1 protein-coding gene is annotated in these 451 nt (G+C 41.0%); it reads right to left on the bottom strand.

Annotation, left to right across the window (positions count from 1 at the left end; translation table 11 throughout):
• Window positions 1-124: 124 nt before the first annotated feature.
• Complete coding sequence (locus tag LRP50_RS25510) at window positions 125-385, bottom strand: hypothetical protein (protein ID WP_274167189.1); 261 nt, start codon at window positions 383-385, stop codon at window positions 125-127.
• Window positions 386-451: the final 66 nt, after the last annotated feature.

The raw sequence follows: 451 nt of genomic DNA, 5'->3' as shown, positions 1-451 counted from the left end.
TAACGTTCGAATAACGGGCGTTTACTAGCCAAAGCTGAGTGAAGCACCTAAATCACAGCGTTTCTATGAAAAAATGCGCCACGAGTAAACGTCCCGTTCATTTGCTTGTTATGAAAATGAACTGCTAACCACCAAGAATTGCTCTTAAGGCTAGAGCTTGAGGAACCTCAGATAACGTACCAAGTAATGGATACTCGTTACTACTATCACCATACTTCTGGCTATGCAGATCATACGCTGCTTCAACAGATTCAGCCTCAATTGGATCTCCTGCAAGCTCGAATCCTTGCGTCAACAACTGGCTTTGCTCACTTTCAAAGGTTTGCGTACCTGATTCCAAATGGATAACAACCGTTTCTTTTTGCATAAACTGATAAGTCTTCATTAATCACTCCTTTGGTTAAACGGTGAAGTAAAAGAGCCCAAAGAGGTGATTTAAAGTTTTCATAAC

It is taken from the genome of Enterovibrio gelatinilyticus (genome assembly GCF_028683095.1).
Lineage (GTDB): Bacteria > Pseudomonadota > Gammaproteobacteria > Enterobacterales > Vibrionaceae > Enterovibrio > Enterovibrio gelatinilyticus.
This window is presented reverse-complemented; position numbering and strand designations above follow the sequence as displayed.